General features: G+C 39.0%; 15 protein-coding genes. 8 read left to right on the forward strand and 7 right to left on the reverse strand.

What is annotated here, in order from left to right; all coding sequences use genetic code 11:
* Entirely contained in the window at window positions 1-879 is an 879-nt protein-coding gene (locus ACST15_RS05875) for an alpha/beta hydrolase (RefSeq protein WP_459453761.1), read from the forward strand.
* Here ACST15_RS05875 and ACST15_RS05880 read toward each other — a convergent pair.
* Entirely contained in the window at window positions 876-1,904 is a 1,029-nt protein-coding gene (locus tag ACST15_RS05880) for a LacI family DNA-binding transcriptional regulator (RefSeq protein WP_459454001.1), read from the reverse strand. The two genes, ACST15_RS05875 and ACST15_RS05880, sit on opposite strands and share 4 nt — an antisense overlap.
* Before the next feature lie 344 nt (window positions 1,905-2,248).
* Here ACST15_RS05880 and uxuA point away from each other — a divergent pair, with 344 nt between their 5' ends.
* Genes uxuA through ACST15_RS05895 form a run of 3 tightly spaced genes read left to right on the forward strand, consistent with a single transcriptional unit; the run spans window position 2,249 to window position 5,486 of the window.
* Window positions 2,249-3,430 carry a mannonate dehydratase gene (gene uxuA / locus ACST15_RS05885; protein WP_459453762.1) on the forward strand — a complete coding sequence of 394 codons (1,182 nt, stop codon included), beginning with the start codon at window positions 2,249-2,251 and terminating at the stop codon, window positions 3,428-3,430.
* A gap of 14 nt (window positions 3,431-3,444) precedes the next feature.
* On the forward strand, window positions 3,445-4,203 hold the full coding sequence (locus tag ACST15_RS05890; protein WP_459453763.1) for an SDR family NAD(P)-dependent oxidoreductase: 759 nt from the start codon (window positions 3,445-3,447) through the stop codon (window positions 4,201-4,203).
* Window positions 4,203-5,486 (forward strand): MFS transporter, encoded by a 1,284-nt coding sequence (locus tag ACST15_RS05895; protein WP_459453764.1) that lies wholly within the window; start codon window positions 4,203-4,205, stop codon window positions 5,484-5,486. The genes ACST15_RS05890 and ACST15_RS05895 overlap by 1 nt, the downstream gene beginning before the upstream one ends.
* 154 nt (window positions 5,487-5,640) lie before the next feature.
* Here ACST15_RS05895 and ACST15_RS05900 read toward each other — a convergent pair whose 3' ends face one another.
* The 3 genes from ACST15_RS05900 to ACST15_RS05910 form a co-directional block, all read right to left on the reverse strand.
* Entirely contained in the window at window positions 5,641-7,176 is a 1,536-nt protein-coding gene (locus ACST15_RS05900) for a vanadium-dependent haloperoxidase (RefSeq protein ID WP_459453765.1), read from the reverse strand.
* A 13-nt stretch (window positions 7,177-7,189) separates the two neighbouring features.
* Window positions 7,190-8,077: a hypothetical protein gene (locus ACST15_RS05905; protein WP_459453766.1), complete on the reverse strand. Its 888-nt coding sequence runs from the start codon at window positions 8,075-8,077 to the stop codon at window positions 7,190-7,192.
* 73 nt (window positions 8,078-8,150) lie between these two features.
* On the reverse strand, window positions 8,151-8,672 hold the full coding sequence (locus ACST15_RS05910) for a hypothetical protein (protein WP_459453767.1): 522 nt from the start codon (window positions 8,670-8,672) through the stop codon (window positions 8,151-8,153).
* Between the two features lie 154 nt (window positions 8,673-8,826).
* Here ACST15_RS05910 and ACST15_RS05915 point away from each other — a divergent pair, with 154 nt between their 5' ends.
* From ACST15_RS05915 to ACST15_RS05930, 4 genes are read left to right on the forward strand one after another with little or no spacing between them, the layout of a single operon-like run.
* Window positions 8,827-9,159: an ArsR/SmtB family transcription factor gene (locus tag ACST15_RS05915; RefSeq protein ID WP_459453768.1), complete on the forward strand. Its 333-nt coding sequence runs from the start codon at window positions 8,827-8,829 to the stop codon at window positions 9,157-9,159.
* A gap of 53 nt (window positions 9,160-9,212) precedes the next feature.
* Entirely contained in the window at window positions 9,213-10,058 is an 846-nt protein-coding gene (locus ACST15_RS05920) for an arsenite methyltransferase (RefSeq protein ID WP_459453769.1), read from the forward strand.
* A 12-nt stretch (window positions 10,059-10,070) separates the two neighbouring features.
* Window positions 10,071-10,529 (forward strand): DinB family protein, encoded by a 459-nt coding sequence (locus tag ACST15_RS05925; RefSeq protein WP_459453770.1) that lies wholly within the window; start codon window positions 10,071-10,073, stop codon window positions 10,527-10,529.
* Between the two features lie 5 nt (window positions 10,530-10,534).
* Window positions 10,535-11,839, forward strand: coding sequence for an MFS transporter (locus tag ACST15_RS05930; protein WP_459453771.1), 1,305 nt, complete (start codon window positions 10,535-10,537; stop codon window positions 11,837-11,839).
* An 11-nt stretch (window positions 11,840-11,850) separates the two neighbouring features.
* Here ACST15_RS05930 and ACST15_RS05935 read toward each other — a convergent pair whose 3' ends face one another.
* From ACST15_RS05935 to ACST15_RS05945, 3 genes are all read right to left on the reverse strand, one after another.
* A complete protein-coding gene (locus ACST15_RS05935) occupies window positions 11,851-13,467 on the reverse strand; it encodes a hypothetical protein (RefSeq protein ID WP_459453772.1) in 1,617 nt (538 codons plus the stop codon).
* Between the two features lie 361 nt (window positions 13,468-13,828).
* On the reverse strand, window positions 13,829-14,725 hold the full coding sequence (locus ACST15_RS05940) for a glycoside hydrolase family protein (protein ID WP_459453773.1): 897 nt from the start codon (window positions 14,723-14,725) through the stop codon (window positions 13,829-13,831).
* Window positions 14,726-15,030: 305 nt separating this feature from the next.
* Window positions 15,031-16,800 (reverse strand): RagB/SusD family nutrient uptake outer membrane protein, encoded by a 1,770-nt coding sequence (locus ACST15_RS05945; protein ID WP_459453774.1) that lies wholly within the window; start codon window positions 16,798-16,800, stop codon window positions 15,031-15,033.
* Between the last annotated feature and the right edge of the window lies 1 nt (window position 16,801).

The raw sequence follows: 16,801 nt of genomic DNA on the forward strand, positions 1-16,801 counted from the left end.
ATGAAAAGAGGCTTATTCTTGGCTGTATTTTTGTGTTTATTACATCAACTGGCCCTTTCTCAAGAGCGGATACCCTTATATCAAGGGAAAGCACCTGGTTCTGAATCATGGACTTGGACAGAAGCAGAAAGCAGCTCGAATGGCTTTAAAACGAGGTTAGTCTACAATGTGGTAGAACCTAGCATTACGGCTTTTTTTCCAGAGAAATCGAAAGCAAATGGGACATCGATTATCGTAGCACCCGGTGGAGCTTTTCATATATTATCCATCGATAGCGAAGGTATCGAAGTGGCCAAATGGTTGAATCAAAGGGGGATTACTGCTTTTGTATTAAAATATCGACTAGTTCATACGCTTACGAATGACCCAGTGAAAGAATTAAGTGCGAAGATGCAGGATTTTAATCAATTGGATAAAATTAATGCTCCAGTCGTGGAATTGGCCACAAAGGATGGAATAAAAGCGATGGAGTATGTTCGCCAGCATGCTCAGACCATGGGTTTGAATCCCCAGAAAATAGGCTTTATGGGTTTTTCTGCAGGTGGAACTTTAACCATGTCTGTTTTACAAACAGCTTCAGATGCCAATCGCCCAAATTTTATTGCGCCAATATACCTGTACAAAAAAGCCGTTTTGGGAAGTCAAATACCCAAGAATCGTACGCCTATTTTTATAGCAGCAGCCAGCGATGATAATTTGGGCTTAGCTGCTCATTCAGTGCAATTATATACGGAATGGTTGAATGCCAAACAACCAGCAGAATTGCATATGTATACCCAGGGTGGGCATGGTTTTGGCATGCGACAAATGAATACGCCCTCTGATCATTGGACAGAAGATTTTGAGCATTGGTTGCGCTTTCACCAATACCTCCCTTAGGCCTTTTTTAAGGAAGATTTTCGAATGATTAATTGGCCCTGTACTAAGACATCCGCTTGTCGAGTGGAATCCTTTCGAGAAATGACATCAAACAATAAACCAGCGGCGATTTCCCCTACTTTTTGAGGAAATAAATGGAAAACTGTCAGGGGAGGGTCCACTATTTCCGCTAAATATTCATCTCCAAACCCAACGATGCCCAATTGTTTGGGGATAGCTATTCCCAGCTCTTTGGCATATTGAATAATTTCTACTGCATTTAAATAATGTATGGCAAAAATCGCATCGGGTGGTTCAGGTAATTGTAGCCACTTATCCAAACTAGCTAGTGCAAATTCTTTGCTGAAATCACCATGCACCATGTAGTCCTTTTGTATGACTAAACCATATTTCTCTAGTGCATGTAAATAGCCCTCTTTCCTTTTTTGACTAATCAGTAATTCAGGTGGTCCAGCTAAAATGGCGATGCGTTGATAGCCTTGTTGAATTAAATGCTCTACTAACTGAAATGCTCCTTCAAAATCTTCTTGCCGGATTTTGGGAGTATCTACCTCCGTACAAATTCGGTCAAAGTGGACCATGGGTAATCCTTTTTCAAATAGATTTTTAATTTGGTTGAAACGCGTTGTTTCTTTTGAATGAGAAATTAAAAGACCATCCACATGGCTAGCTAATAGCCCCTGAATATTGCTTATTTCGGCTTCATATGATTCATTCGATTGACAGATCATGACCCGATAGCCTCGTTCATTGGCGACCTCTTGAATACCTGATAATACCCCTGCAAAAAATGGTCTTTTTATATTTGGGATTACCACGCCTATGGTTTTAGTTTCCCCTCTTTGGAAGCCTTTGGCGAACAAATTGGGATTATAATCTAGTTCCAAGGCTAATTTTTGAATTGCTTCTCGGGTTTTAGGACTAATATCTGGTTTGTTATTTAATGCCCTTGATACCGTTGCAATCGAGACACCCATGATGTTGGCAATGTCTTTAATGGTGGTATGAATCTGTTTTTGGGGAATAGGCTTTGCCGATTGCTCTTGGGTAAAATGTACCTGTCATGATTTACATTGGTAACGAACTTTTCCGCGGATCATTCCAGCTCGAATGACAAAATGATTGGTGGAGCATTTAGGACAGATTTCCAATATTTGTTCTTTGTTTTAATTAAGTATTCAATTTACCTGAAATTACAAACCTATCGGTATCGTTTACGGAGACGCATTTCCATATAAAAAGCCTATATTAGGCTTAAATTAGGACATTTTGCTGATAAAAGCATATGTGTATTTGAAAAAATATATGCCATTACCATCAGTATAAAGTTGCTATTTTTGGCTTTTCACAGCAAAAACCTCTTTACCTCATGCAACATACCATGCGATGGTTTGGGCCTCATGACCCAGTCTCTTTAATGGATATTAGACAAGCTGGCTGCACCGGTGTGGTTACTGCTTTACATCAAATCCCAGTAGGAGAGGTTTGGTCAAAAGAAGCTATTCAGGAGAGAATAGATATCATAGAAAATGGTAATGAACAGTGGACGCCCTTGCATTGGTCCGTGGTGGAAAGTTTACCTGTACATGAGGCGATAAAAAAGGCCCTTCCTGAACGAGAGCAGTACATTAAAAACTATCAAGTATCATTGTCGAACCTAGCCGCCAAGGGCATTAAAACGGTTTGTTATAATTTTATGCCGGTCTTGGATTGGTCTAGAACCAAGCTTGATTTTGAGATGCCAGATGGGGCAAGGGCGCTTCGGTTTGTTTTGACGGATTTTGCTATTTTTGATTTGTTTATTCTAAAAAGACCTGCAGCTAAATCAGACTATACTTTGGCAGTTCAAGAGGCCGCAAAATCGAAGTTTGAAAGCATGACTCTTGCCGAAAAGGAAGAGCTGCAAAATACCGTTTTATTGGGTTTACCAGGTTCCGAGGAGGCTTTTCATTTAGAGAATTTTCAAAGTTTATTAGATGCATACCAGGCCATTGGTCCAGATGAATTGCGTAAAAACTTGCATTATTTTATTCAACAAGTAGCGCCTTACGCACAAGAATTAGGAGTTAATTTGTGCATTCATCCAGACGACCCTCCTTTCCCCTTATTGGGATTACCTCGGGTAGTTAGTACGGAGGCTGACTTAGCCGCATTGATGGATGCATCTCCCGTGCGCGCCAATGGAATTACTTTTTGTACGGGTTCATTAGGCGTTAGGCCTGATAATAATTTGCCAGCTATGATTCGTCGATTTGCGAATCGAATACATTTTTTACATCTCAGAACGACGAAAAGAGAACAAGAAGAGCCTTTGATTTTTCATGAAGCGCCACATTTGGCAGGAGATGTTCCTATGTTCGAAGTGATTCGTGCGATACACGAGGAGGAAGTTAAACGAGGAGGTGAGCAAATTCCTATGCGTCCGGACCATGGGCACCAAATGTTAGATGATTTACAAAAAAAGACTTATCCTGGATATTCGGCCATAGGTCGATTACGGGGTTTGGCAGAAATAAGGGGAATGGAATTGGCCATATCCCGCATGAAATAAAGCATAAATACAATATGGAAAACAAATTTTCATTGGCGGGTAAAGTAGCCTTAATTACAGGCGGAGGAACAGGTATCGGATTTGATATCGCTAAGTGTATGCTGGCTAGTGGGGCCAATGTTATCATTACAGGAAGAAGAGAAGCCGTACTTCAAGAGGCAGTCAATGATTTAGGTGCTGGTGCCTTCTATTTTGTTCATGATATGGCGGATGTCAATGCCACACCCTCTTTGGTTGCTGATATCATACAATCGTATGGAAAAATTGATATTCTTGTCAACAATGCAGGTATCAATATGAAGCGTCCGGCAGTGGAGGTATCTAATGATGATTTTACCCAAATTATTCAAGTTAATTTGAATGCTGTTTTTGTATTAAGTAGAGAAGTAGGAAAGCATATGTTGGAAAGAAAATCAGGATCCATCATCATGATTTCATCCATGGCAGCATATTATGGAATCGATCGAGTAGCGGCTTATGCTTCATCCAAATCTGGTGTATATGGTTTGGTTCGTGTGTTGGCTTCTGAGTGGTCAGGGAACGGGGTACGTGTAAATGCCATTGCACCTGGCTTTATCGAAACGGCTATGAGTAAAACAGCCATGAATTCAGATCCAGATCGTAAACATAAAGCCATGGATAGAACACCCATGGGCTATTTTGGTAAGCCAGAAGATGTGGCTTGGACAGCCGTATTTTTAGCCTCAGATGCAGCTGGATATATTACAGGCGTTTCAATTCCCGTAGATGGGGGTAACTCAATAGGATTCTGATGAAAGAAAAAGTAGGAAATTTTCGCTGGGTTGTTGTGGCTTTATTGTTTTTCGCTACGACCATCAATTACTTGGATCGACAAGTAATAGGATTATTAAAGCCAACCTTAGAAAAGGAGCTGAATTGGTCGGAAACGGATTACAGCTTCATTGTGATGTGTTTTACGGCCTCTTATGCTATCGGTTTATTGATTTTTGGAAAAATCATTGACCAGATTGGCTCTAAATTAGGCTATACCATTTCCATCATCATCTGGTCCATAGCTGCCATGTTTCATGCTTTAGCAAAAACTTCATTTGGTTTTGGGGCTGCCAGAGCCGTATTAGGATTGGGTGAAGCAGGGAATTTTCCAGCTGCGATTAAATCGGTTGCTGAATGGTTTCCCAAAAAAGAGCGGGCTTTTGCCACCGGTATATTTAATTCGGGAGCCAATATTGGTGCCATGGTAGCACCCATTATGGTACCTTGGCTTTTGGGAGCTTATGGCTGGCAAGAGGCATTTTTAATCACTGGTGCTATCGGGTTTATTTGGCTTATTTTTTGGTGGATTTTTTATGAAATACCGAGTAAGAAACAGGGACTTAGTCAGGCAGATTTAGACTATATTCAAGAAGATGATCATTTGGATAATACGCCCATTGCTTGGAAAAAATTGTTTACCATTCCTCAAACTTGGGTGTTTATAGTAGGTAAATTTTTTACGGATCCCATTTGGTGGTTTTTCCTTTTCTGGTTGCCATCGTATTTTTCATCTACCTTTTCTTTAGATCTTAAGAAACCTAGTATTCATTTAGCCGTACTTTTTACTTGTACCTCTATTGGTAGTATTGGTGGAGGTTATATTCCTGGCTGGTTAATGCGCAAAGGATGGCCAGTCTATAAAGCAAGAAAAACAGCCATGTTGTTTTTTGCCTTATTGGCATTGCCTATCATTTCGGCACGCTGGGCAACGGATATTTGGCAAGCGGTCATACTAATCAGTATAGCTGCCTCTGCGCATCAGGCTTGGTCGGCCAATATTTTTACTTCCGTTTCAGATATGTTTCCTAAAAATGCCATTAGTTCTGTGGTCGGAATCGGCGGCTTGGCAGGATCTCTAGGAGGGGTGATATTTCCTTACTTCATTGGTATCATATTAGATTCATATAAATCAAGTAATAACTTGTCAGGAGGATATAATTTAATTTTCCTTATCTGCGGTTCAGCTTATTTGTTTGCTTGGCTACTGATACATTTGATTTCACCCAAAATGAAAGCCGTGAATCCTGGAGGAACTAGGTAAAGACAATCATATGTTTTTTTAGATTTTATGTAAGTTTAGTTTTTTAAAATCTATCTTTTTGGGTGCTTGGTTTACAAAAATAGCCGACTGAATATCAGTCGACTATTAAAAATTACCCCTTAATTATTTCTAAATTGGCGGATTGAATAAATCTTTATAGCGCGCCATCTTGGCTGGCTCTTTTGACGGCGTATTGCCCAATGATTTTTCCATGTTTTAAGCCCATCGTACAATCAACTCTCCAATGGATTAATCCATAAACTCTCGAATCAGAAGCTTGCTGGGCATAGGAATTAAATGTGCTGGCTTTTTGCGGGAAAAAGGCGGATAATACCTCTGCTCCAGCAGCTGAAAATGTAGAGTGCCCCGAGGTGTAACTGGGGAAATTGGGTAAACCAACGGAAGTTTTAACTCCGTATTGCTGGGGTCTTGGTGTATAATAATAAAATTTTGTGTCCCAACAACCTATTCCAGCATCCATCTCTGCTGTTCCCAAATAGGCTAGCATTCTAGCCATCCGAACCTCACTATATTTGGCGTCAAAACCAGCGTTGGCCCCATAGCGATGCCAATGTCCCGGAGGGGTATAGGTACCTGGCCCATCTGCCCAGAAGTTCGCAATAGCGGCCTGTTCACGAGTTTGATTTTTTTCAATAGCCAGTAATTCATCCCAATCTTTTTTAAATTCGGCTGAGCCCTCTACGTAAGGCATGCTAGGACGGATAGCTTCTAAAGTCGCTCGATCAAAATTCCATGTTTTTACATTTCCAAAGGTAGGAAGCATAGGGGGCCTAGCAGGGCTTTCTTGGCTAGTCCATACCTTCGAGATACCCATTGACTTGGCTCCTGCCATCATATCGGCTGTTGCCGCTTGATTGTTTGCTGCTCCCATACCATCAGCCTTTGCTCTTTGCATAACTTTAGCTGCAACAGCCCCACCTAAGCTTACTCCCGCCTGAATGTCTGAGCCTACGTTCATTCCCGCCCAAAGTCTCGCATTTTTACATTCCTCTAACTTGGATTTCAAAAATGGTCCTTCACCTGGAAACATAGCTAATAATATGACATAGCTAGCTTGTCCTACTACGGCATCCTCTGAGGGATAGCTTGGTAAATTACTTACAGGCAATAATGCCTTAATGCCCTTATCCACGACACTTGGTGCGGGACGATTATACTGGTATTTATATTTCCAAGTACTAACTAAAGCATCAAATTGGGCAACGCTCAAATATGCTAAAGCTCTAGATGCATAAGGAGGATTAGCAAATGGAAATTTGGGGTCTGCCAATGGATTATTTGGATCTGGCACAGGATATTTGCCTTCCGAATTGGCAGCCGGAGCATTATTGTAACGAGCAGCTAATTCACGCGCAATTTCATTCCACCGGTAAACAGCCCCTGCACCCCAATAAGAAATAATTTGTCTTTGTTCATTCGTTAAATTAGGTGCGACCGTATTTTTAAGCGAGTCAATTTCTTTTAGGTAAGAGGGGTCATTGATTGCCGCCGGTGCCGACAAGCTTACTTCTGTGGGGGAACTTAATACAAAGGTCTTCCAATTACCAGCATTTTCGTCCATGTTACTGGGTATATAGGGACTAAGCGTAGCCTCTGATACTGAATTTTCACAGGAAAGAAGCATGCCAAAACACAGTAGGTAGATAAAATAGTATATCGTTTTTTTCATGATTTTTAAAAGATTATTTAACCTTAAATAGGTAGAGTAAACCTATGGTTACTTGGGTACTTTGTCCTGCATTTTGTCCATCTATGACATAGGAAACTCGGGCACTTAGTCCTAAAGATTTGGGTTGATATTTGGCATAGGCTCCTACAGCCGTCATCGTCATGTCGTTGGTTAGAAATGGCATAGAATTCCGACGAATATCATCACCACCAGCACAAGAAAAATGCTCTGCAAATACTTCCAATTGGTTTTCCTTCTTTAGATAGCCCATTCTAAAAGCAGCATCAAAGGCATCCGGAACAGGCACCCTGTTCGTATAGTATAGTCTTTCTCCATTCAAATACGAATCCCGATCCACTTGAACTTGACTTCTAAAAATGTAGGAAGCCGTGGTACTTAGGTATAAGTTGGAGGGTAAATTATAGTTGAGAATGCCCCGAGCACTAAGTGTTTTTGCCCCAAGTCCTATCGACATTGGCATGAATTCTGTGACGTAATTACTCATGGGGGTACTTACTCCCAGCGTAGCATGTCCATGCAATTGCTTGTAGTTAAATACTTTGGCCTTGAGCCATAGACTTACATCTTGAAAGCCTTGCTGGCCCATTAAATTGCCTTGACTTGCCTGTGTTTTGACATATGGTACCATCACCAAAGCATTAATTTTCTTCGTGATACCATAAGCAATCATGGCTCCAAGTGACTCTGTACTTAGTTTCCCTATATTGGGATTATCCCTTTTTAAGGAGTTTTCCCAATAGTTTGTCCACGAAGAATTTCCGTACATGAGCGCTCCACAGGCAATATTTTTATTCATGTAAATTTGATCATGCGGCAATTGTGCCGTGATCGTATTCATACTCCAAATAGAGATGAATACACACAGTAAAGTATGTTTCATTTTGCTTAATTAAATTGAAATAGAACAAACAGAGAAGAAGGGATTTCTTCCATGCTAATTTTTCCAGAAATAATTAAGCTGGCTGGGGAGGAGAAAATAAGGCATCCTGGAAAGTGGATGTCTTTAATGTAGTATGATGATAAGGAGTACGATGAACTGGCCATTCTAAAATATAAAATACCCAAGCACTTTGGGATTGGCAGTACTCCTTAACAAGGGTTTGAATTAATTTACTTTTTGTTGGGGCTTTTTCAGGTTGGTCGCTTAAATGCTCACTGACCAAATCAGCCAATTCAGTAAATTGATCTCGCGCATTTTTATCGTTCGCTATGCGGGTGTATAAGGTGTCATTTTCTATCTTTTGATCCAACATCTGATAGAAATCATCACCTTGCTGAAGGGAACCACTTACCTCCTGAGGAATTTCTCGATTGCTAGGATAGGGTAAAGAAATGGGGATTTTAACCACATATGAATCGCTTTCTTCTTCACTTAGGGCAAATTCACTGTCGGAATTGGCTATATACCGCAACGCAAATCCTCCAGCTTGATAGAGAAGGATAAACATGAGCAATATGGAGGCCAGTCTTTTCATCAATGCGCAAAACTAAGATAAACTAGAATAATTCCAATTAATAATAAGGTTTTTGTGCTAAATGGTAGGAATTGTGCCTATTATTCATGTAAATCAATAAAAATGTCCCCCAATTTTTTTTATTTCAAAGTTTAATCGTAATATTACGATTGATATGGGAGCAAGTAAGATTATAAATTATACCGAAGAGCAGATTTTAGTAGCAAAATATGCCAAAGCACTGTCGCATCCGGCCCGTATGGCGATCATGCAGCTTTTATTAAGCAAGCAGTCCTGTATTTGTGGAGATATTGTGGACGAGTTACCTATTTCGCAGTCGACCGTTTCCCAACATTTAAAAGAATTGAAAGAAGCAGGTTTAGTGAGGGGGCAAATTGATGGTGTTTCTATTTGCTATTGCATTAATGAAACAGAGTGGAATAAACTAAGGGATTTACTGGGTCATTTTTTTGAAAAAAGGCATGTAAAGACGAGTACTTGTTGCTAAATTTTTTTGTTTAAATCCATCGTAAAATTGCGATAAATAAAAATGAATATATCATGAAAACAGAGCAAGAATTAAAAGAAATTGTGAAGCAAAAATATGGTGAAATAGCCATGCAGGGGAAAGAAGAAAATATGGCTTCCTGCTGTGGAGCGGGGGGCTGTTCTACTGAGGTGTATAATATCATGTCAGAAGATTACTCCACCTTAGAAGGATATAATGCCGATGCCGATTTAGGATTAGGCTGTGGTTTACCGACACAATTTGCCCAAATAAAAGCTGGGGATGTGGTTGTGGATTTAGGTAGTGGAGCAGGAAATGATTGTTTCATAGCCCGTCATGAGGTAGGAGAAACTGGAAAAGTTATCGGGATTGATTTCACACCCCAAATGATTGAAAGGGCGCGATTGAATGCCGAGATTCGTGGGTTTAATAATGTGGAATTTCGCCAAGGAGATATTGAGCATATGCCTATTTCTGCTAATGTAGCGGATGTTATTGTGAGTAATTGTGTCTTAAATTTGGTACCAAATAAAGCAGGCGTATTTCAAGATATCTACCGGGTATTAAAACCTGGTGGTCACTTTAGTATTTCTGACGTGGTGCTTGTAGGGGAATTGCCTTCAGGTTTACAAAAGGATGCGGAAATGTATGCAGGCTGTGTTGCCGGAGCTATCCAAAAAGATGAATATATGCAGTTAATTCAGCATACTGGCTTTACAAATGTGCAAATTCAAAAAGAAAAGCCTATCATTATTCCCAATGATATCCTAAGTCATTATTTAAGTGCTCAGGAGATTGAGGAATTTAATTCTGGAAAAACAGGGATTTTTTCTATTTCCGTATTTGCACAAAAACCGATGGAAGAAAAGACTTGTCAGCCAGGCTCAGGATGTTGCTAAATTCGATTTAAGATGAAAACTACGACAAATCTAATGCTTGAGATGTGGATCGAGTCTAGGACACGATTTACCAAATTATTGGCAAACATGACCGAGTATGATTTAGCTAAGAAACTAGGGGATTCACCCAATTCTGCTGGATTTTTAATTCGTCATATCGGCGATGTGGAATTATTATTTGCCAAAAATGTTTTTGGAGATTCATCGGTAAGGGTAGTGGCTAAAACGGTTATTGACCAAAAAGATACAGGGGAGTGGATACATTTGGAGGAATTAAAAGCCTACCTAGAGGAGTCTTTTGAGAAATTGCATACCATTGTTTCCCAGCAAGGCGAGGAGGATTGGGAGCAAAGTATTTCTACTAAGGAATTTGGGACAAAAACTAAGGCCGAGGCATTTGGTCGGATTGTTTCACATACAGCTTATCATGCAGGACAATTAGCTATTGTCTTAAAATATGGTCAGGCATAAATTTTATGGAAAAGGTTCAATTAGGTCTAAAGGAAAATTGGAAGCAGTTTAGCTTACTTGTGCTTATCAATGCTTTTGTGGGTGGAATGGTGGGTTTGGAGCGCTCTATTTTACCTCAAATAGCAGAGAAAGAATTCGCATTAGCAGCAAAAACGGCGATCTTATCATTCATCATTGTATTTGGTGTAGTTAAAGCCCTGACTAATTATTTTGCCGGTGCTTTAGCTAATCGAATGGGGCGAAAAAATTTATTAGTTTTTGGATGGATGATGGCCATTCCTATTCCTTTTATTTTAATGTTTGCTCCACATTGGAATTGGGTAATATTGGCCAATGTCTTTTTAGGCATTAATCAGGGTTTAGCTTGGAGTTCCACAGTGGTGATGAAAATTGATTTAGTGGGAGAAAAGCAGCGGGGATTGGCCATGGGAATTAATGAATCAGCAGGTTATATAGCGGTTGCCCTTTTTGCTTTTTTCTCCGCCTATATTGCCAATCATTATGGTCTACGACCTTATCCTTTTTACCTTGGAATTGCGCTGGTTATTTTGGGTTTATTCGGTAGTTATTTCTTCATACAAGATACCCGACAACATGTTATTCAAGAAGAACAGCAAAGTCGTGTCCCACGTTTGACCAATATTTTCATAGAGACCACTTGGGCAAATAGAAATTTAGGATCAGTTACGCAAGCAGGTTTGATCAATAACCTGAATGATGGTATGGTTTGGGGCATATTTCCTATCCTCTTGGCATCCAAAAACTTTCAATTGCAGGAGATTGGTTTGATAACCGCTATATACCCGGCCGTTTGGGGTCTAGGTCAATTGTTGACGGGTAAAATGTCGGATAAGTTTTGTAAAAAAGATATGTTATTTGTCGGTATGCTCTTACAAGGAATTGCTTTAATTCTGTTGATTTGGGCAAATAGCCTCTTCCAATTTGTACTTATTTCTGTCCTACTGGGTTGGGGTACTGCCATGGTTTACCCAACTTTCTTGTCCACAATAGCGGAAAATACTCACCCCATGGATCGGGCTAAAAGCATGGGGATATTCAGGTTATGGCGCGACCTTGGATATGCGATCGGCGCATTAACGACCGGAGTCATAGCAGACTATTTCGGGATACTCACCGCTATCGTTTTTATTGGACTTTTGACTTGTATGTCTGCGGGAATTATCCAATTTAGAATGCGTTGTGGGGAAGGAGATTCCATTAAAATATGGGATTGGATTACAGGTCAGAAATCGAATAGTTCCTGTACCAATTCTCATACATTTACGGGTACAAATATCTGTGTAAACTAAAAATAAAGAGCCTATTTCTTAAGGAAATGTTGCTTGATGTATTTGGTGGTATAGCCAACCCGTTGGCTTATTTTTTCAATGGGTACCTGTTTACTTTTTAGATCTAATACAATCTCCTTTTTGATTTCTTTAATTAAGTCTAAGGTGTTTTTATCGTGTTTTTTCAATAATCGATTCAGGTGAACCCTAGAAATTTGGTAATGTTCAGCGATACTTTCTACGCTAATTAAATGCTCATTTTTTATCATGTCTTCCCTTATTCTTTCGGGAGTAATATCAGTTTTTGGCGCCTTATAATTTTCAGGTATTCCTTGATTTCTATATCGAATGAAAAGTATACTACCTAAGATAACTAGGATGGTAAATCCTAATGCAATTATCATAGAGTAATCTTCTTGGCCGTCGTCAATGATGGCAGGCTCTAAACTTGGTAAAACTTCATTGATTAGCTGTGGAAGATTTATTACATAAAGACCCTCAGTAGATCCAGCAAATATTCTTTCATTCCAGACGCTTAATGCTCTTTTATTGAATTCTACGTTTTCTATGATTTGAAATACCTCTTTGTTCTGATTATATAAGAAAAGCCCTTCAAAGCTGGTAAATAGGATATTATTGCCAATAAAGATGGATTGAATGATATGTTTATGGCGAAAAAGTAGAACACTTTTTTTTGTTTTTAAATTGAATTCATATAGCCCGTCATTGCACGACAAAATGATTTGCTCGCCTTTGATGGTGATATCATAAATGGCGGAACCCATTTGTATGGACTCCAATTTTTTCTTGTTCAGATCATAGATATATAACTTTCCATTTGCATTTCCTAACAAAAGAAGATTGCCCATATTTTCCATATCATGGAAGGCAGATGTATGGGTAATGACCTTTTTAAAGGCATTGTTGTTGAGATTAATAATTCCAATGGCATGGCTTGATTGGAAATAAGTTTGCTGGCCAATCTTTAGTAATTTTTTGAAATGTTGAATATCGGTATCAATGGGTAATCGAACCCACTGATTATCCATCAAACGATAAATGGGGTCAGAATTTAAATAATATTGCCCATTAATTTTATTGCATTCTCCACTGGAGAAATAGGTGCCAGCAATAGGTTTATTAGTAAAAACTTCACCGACGGTATCAATAAAAATACCCGAATAGGTGGCCACTACCCGCATCTTATCATCATTGTATATGTGGCGTATCGACTTCCCGCGATGTTGAATTCGATAGAACTTATGAATACGGTACTCCAGCAGGAGACCATTGTAGGCCAAATAATATAAGTTTCCGATGGTCGCTTGCGTCATATTATACTGGTCATAGCCAGGTAAAATATTAAGAAGGGATTTATGGTCGACTTGATGACTCTCTGGAAATTGTAAGGTGCTAAAAGTGCCAAAAATCTCCTGATTATCCGTCTTGCTGATCCAAGTAAATCGATCATTGTCTTTGGGCGTAAACTTTAACTCATCAAAACGACCTGAGTTGAATTTATATAGGTGATTATCTGTACGGACAATTAAATTCCGTCCATCTCCATCAATATTGGCGATTTTTTCAGGTAAAGAGTATGATTTGACAAATACTGTGTCTTGTGCCAAGCTTTGTAAGCAAAGCATCATCCCTAAAAGGCTCAAAAACAGATTTGTGTAAATTGTTTTCAGGAAAAAGTGCGATGTAAGGCTCATTTATGCAAAAGAATCAATATTTTCTCTAAAAGTAACATAAATTTACTTTTTAGTAACAAAATGAACTTATTTAGTACCTTAAAATAAAAAATAATTTACTCTTTATTTTTTAAATTTGTAGTTCGTAAATCACAAAAATGATTTCAAAAAAATTAGTTTGATTGTAGGAATAGATGTGAATCATTCTTTCATGATAATTTGATTAATTATTAGAGAAATAAGTAGAACACGGGTTACGTAAAGCTTAGACTTGCTTCAAGTCTAGGCTTTCTTGTTTTTAGCCATGTAAAGAAAATTATTTGGATTGATACACATGGACCTGAGCGTGCATGGTATACATCCGGAATCCTTTACCTTCTGGGAGAATGATATTACTGGATTCGTTATTCCCTATGATAGGGTTGTTTGGGTATTTAGTCCAATGAATGAGGTCTTTTGAAACAGCTACATTGCTAGACCATTCTCGCCAGTCTTGAAAAGCTGTGGCGTGGTAATAGCCGTAATAATATCCTTTATGATAAATCACTTGGTTCATAGCTACCCCGTATCTGTCATAGGCTTCTGGTCCTTTCTGTAAAACGGGTTCATCTTGTACATTAGTCCAATCGATTAGGTTTTTTGATTTGGCTAACCATATACCCTTGTCGTCTCTTTCATAAAATAGATAATAAGTGTCCTTAACGGCGATAACACAGGGAGTTCCAAAGGCCCCTTTCTCGATGGCTTTTCCATTGCTTTTACGAATTCTTAGGTTTCCCAACTCTTTCCAATGGGTTTTATTTTTCGACACAAGCAGGTGAGTTGTGTCTCCTCTACCCTCAGCAAACATAAAATAGTTTTGACCTTTTTTAATGACAAAGACATCTTCAATCCATTGTTTAGGATTAATGGGATTAGCCTCATGCCTCTTCCACCGTATGCCATCTTGGGAGGTGGCATATCCTAATTTCTTGATCGGGTTATTTTTGGAGTAACCTGTATACCATAAATGATAGCCGTCTTTTTCTTTAAGAATGAAGCCTCTTTCTCGGATTTGTTCGTCCCAAGTAGCAGTGCCTGTTCCTGATAAAATGGACTCTTTAAGCAAGGGGCTAAATTTTACCAAGGCATCTGGGAAGAGCTTTTGGCAGTAGGCTGGAAAATGAAAGATGAAGAGAGTCAGATGTAGAAGAATGAGTGTATATCGTTTCATCTTGGTTTTGAGTATATGGTTTTGCTATTTGAAACTGGCCATTTTATGCTATGGGAAAATAAAAAAAGTCACATGAACATCAGGTGACTTTTTTGCATTACACTTCATCAACAAACTAAATTCTTATAATGCACTTAAATTATATAGATTCTTTTTAATTCACAATAGCTGATTGGGGTTCATCACCAAAGCAAACGTGATTTTTTTATAAAAATTGTTAAAAAGGCTCATAGATTAATACAAGTATCAATATGTTCATAAAAATTTAAGGAAAAAGGCCTACTAAAATAGAGTAGGCCTTTTTCTTACCATCCTGGATTTTGACCGAGTTTAGGATTTGTAATGATATCTCCTGCAGGAATAGGGTACAAGTAATGTTTGTTTTCCCATTTTCTGACGATGTTATTGAACCAAGTTAATTCTCCAGAAGTGCCTTTTGAAAGCAATTGCGGATTTGCTTTTCCACTGATGAGTGGGGAAACTTCTACATAGGTTACCCCAGATACTCTAGCAGGTAGTTTTTGGTAAAAGGCTACATCCAATTTTCCATCCTCATTTAAATCCAAAGGAGTATCCAAGCTTGGCACATACATACCATTCCATTCCATTTGCATAAGTTCACCTCTTCTCCATCTGACAATATCATCAAATCGGAAACCTTCAAGGCATAATTCAATGCCTCTTTCTCTTCTAACCTCTAAAATGATTGGGTCAGAAATATTAGGGAAGTAGGTTGATTGAAGGTAAGTATCTATCACTTTTGGTAAGCTAGTAATACCGCCAGTAATACCTGCCCTTTTTCTTAATAGACCAATGGAGGCTGCCCAATCCCCATCTGTTAAAGTACCTAATTCGGCTTTTGCTTCCGCATAATTAAGTAAGACTTCTGCATAACGTATGATGGAAACAGAATTAATATTTAAATCTCTAGTATCATAATACATATCATCCAATGCCCATTTTATAGGTTGATACCCCGTAAAGGTATAAGAGAATAAAGGTGGAGCAGCTTCCAATACGCCATTATTTAAACGTTTGTAATCCCCAGAGCGGATGGTTTGTTGGAGACGTTTATCTCGGCCTTTTACTTCGTCTTTAAATAACATCGTTTTATATGCCGGATTATTAGTAAATGGTGTACCATCAATATTCAAATAGGTATTTATGAATGAACGAATAAAGTTGGCCTTGTCTCCATATGTTCCAGAAGTCCAATACCAGTTAGCATCATTGAGATTGTTTAATGCCAAATCACATACGGCGGAAAGTATCACTTCAGTAGCTACGGGCGCTGGATTTATAAAGACCTGGCGGTAAGATTTATCTACACCCGCTCCATCATAAAGTTTATATCCTGCCTCATCCATGACCACTTTGGCTGCTGCAGCAGCCTGAGTTAATAAACCAGCGGAGCTAGAAGCCAAATTTAGGTTAGTATGGTATTTTCTGAGTGTCCCTTCATATAGACAAACACGTGATTTGAAAGCAAAAGCAGCATATTTAGTTACCAAACTGCGCGTTCCCTCCGTTTTCGCCGTGATATTGGCACAAGCAAAATTCAAATCAGCAATAACAGAATCCATCACCATGACACGGGAATCTCTACCCTTAGTCAATAGTTCGGTATCAGAAACATCCAAAGGTTTATTGATCCAAGGTACATCACCAAAGCGTTTCACTTTTTCATAATAAAACCAAGCGCGAAAGAATCTAGCAATACCAATGTAATTGTTTCGAACTGCCAAAGGAATCTTGGGGTCGTTGCAGTTTTTAATGAAATAATTAATATTTCTTAGGTCAGACCAAGACCACCCTGAACTTACCTCTGCACTAAAGTTACCTGGCGTGATAAAAGCAGGGGTGTCTTTTCTGGCTAAATAGTCTGACATCGCATCGGCGCGATGCAAGTTTTTACCATTCATCATATTGTAGAATGAATTGGTATACAAAATTAGGCCGCTTTCACTACTGAAAATGGGGCCTTTGGTGGTCGTTGCCTCTGGAATTTCTTCCAAACTACACCCAAAAAATAAAATGGATGTGAAAAGTAGGCAGAAGATATAGTTAAGTTTCATG

The organism is Aquirufa sp. Wall-65K1 (genome assembly GCF_054558475.1).